Source organism: Eudoraea sp., from assembly GCF_049665975.1.
In the GTDB taxonomy this organism is placed as follows: domain Bacteria; phylum Bacteroidota; class Bacteroidia; order Flavobacteriales; family Flavobacteriaceae; genus Eudoraea.
This window is the reverse complement of record NZ_JBATGR010000361.1, coordinates 1-2,001: the sequence shown is the minus strand read 5'-3', so window position 1 is coordinate 2,001 and position 2,001 is coordinate 1. Positions and strand designations below refer to the sequence as shown.

Sequence of the window (2,001 nt, the reverse complement as noted above, 5' to 3'; positions counted from 1 at the left end):
GCACTGCATGGCGATTTAAGCCAAAATCAGCGCGACCTGGTAATGAATTCTTTCCGTAAAAAACAAATTCAAATGTTAGTGGCCACAGATGTTGCGGCCCGTGGAATAGATGTAGACGATATCACCCATGTAATTAATTATCAACTGCCCGATGAAATAGAAACCTACACTCATAGGAGTGGGCGTACAGGAAGAGCAGGTAAATCGGGTATTTCAATGGTGATAGTCACCAGAAGTGAATTGAGAAAAATTCATGCTATAGAGAAAAAAATACAGCAAAAATTCATAGCTAAAAAAATACCTACAGGAATTGAAATTTGTGAGATTCAATTGTATCATTTGGCCAATAAAATTCGGACTACAGAAATAAATGAAGAAGTTAGTAATTATTTACCGGCTATCAACGACGTACTGGAAGGCCTTGACAGGGATGAATTAATCCAGAAAATTGTTTCAGTAGAATTTACCCGTTTCTTTAATTATTACAATAAAACCAAGGATCTTAATTCCTCTGAACCTGATCGCGGAGAAAAAAGGAAAGACAGGAATAGTGATTTTTCCAGCAACGGTTCTGTTCGTTATTTTATAAACGTAGGAGAACGCGATGGGTATGACTGGATGTCCTTAAAGGACTTTTTGAAGGATACGCTTCAATTAGGTAAAGATGATTTATTTAAAGTAGATGTTAAAGAAAGTTTTTCGTTTTTCAATACAGAAGCAGCTCTTAAGGATCAAATTTTAGAAACATTTACCGATTTTAAAATAAAAGGACGATTTGTAAACGTTGAAGTCTCCAATAGCCCCGAAGGTGGTGGTGGTAGAAGAAGGGATAGAGGACCAAGGAAGAGCAGAGACAGCAGGGACCGGGATAGAGGTCGTGGAAAAAAAGGAGAAGGCAGCTTTTCGAAAAGTGGTTCAAGAAGATCAGGATCCAAACAGGGTTCATCATCCGGAAATAGACGAAGTAAGAAAAGAGATGGTTTCTATTAGTTAATTGTATATTAAAAAATGTGCCAAGGCATCTATTTTTATTTTATTCGCATTATAAATTAGTATTGCACTAAATGAGGAAGTATTTATTGTGCTTGTTTTCATTAATCGGCTTTGCCGGGATATCACAGGAAAATGAAGCTGAGCAGAAAGAAGAAGAATTTCAGGCAGTAGTTATTAATGCACAATCCAATACCCCATTGGAAAGTGTACATGTTATAAACCTGAACAAGGTTGTAGGTACCATTACCAACTCCAAGGGTGAATTTTCTATGAAAGCCTCTGTTAACGATACGCTTTACTTTTCCTATTTAGGTTTTAAATCTCAAAAAATTCGTGTCACGAATGATATGTTTAAGTTTAAAGACACCGAGATTGCACTTACAGAGCTTGCATATGCTTTGGAAGAAGTAGTGGTTAAGCCATACGAATTAACAGGCTATCTTGAAATTGATATAAAAAACCTACCTATTAATACATCATATCAATATAGTATCTCTGGATTACCCACTAGTTATGAGGCTGGAAGCAAAAATCCGAGTGCGGTAACAAAGGTATTAGGCTCCATCCTTAATCCAGCGGATCTACTTCGAAATTTATTTGGAAAACAACCCAACCAAATGAAAAAATTGAGACTTATAAAAGATGATGAGGATATCAGAGATCTCCTTGCCTCTAAATTTGATCGTGAAACACTTACCGAATTATTGCAAATTGATGAATTTGATATTAATGATATCCTTTCTAATTGCAATTATTCAACTTCCTTTATAAAAACAGCCAATGATTTGCAAATACTGGACGCAATTAGCAGCTGTTATGAAGAATTCAAAGTGCTCAACCGAAAAAAGTAAATTAGGAGGTAGGCCTCCATTTTCAGCATATTTAATCAATGTAGGAATAGCCTTATGAAACAATTTAAAGGCTCTTGAAATAAATTTTCTTATTCCGCATTCATTTTATAGCTTTAGGCAAAATCTATGAACATGAAAAAACTGCTTATTGCAATTG

Annotated in this window: 2 protein-coding genes; both read left to right on the top strand. The window is 35.4% G+C overall.

The features are described 5' to 3' along the window. The coding region (locus WBN20_RS12285; RefSeq protein ID WP_424281896.1) for a helicase-related protein at nt 1-990 on the top strand (990 nt) is incomplete at its 5' end. Nucleotides 991-1,064: 74 nt separating this feature from the next. Then, a complete protein-coding gene (locus WBN20_RS12280) occupies nt 1,065-1,844 on the top strand; it encodes a carboxypeptidase-like regulatory domain-containing protein (protein WP_424270870.1) in 780 nt (259 codons plus the stop codon). The last annotated feature ends 157 nt before the right edge of the window (nt 1,845-2,001 follow it).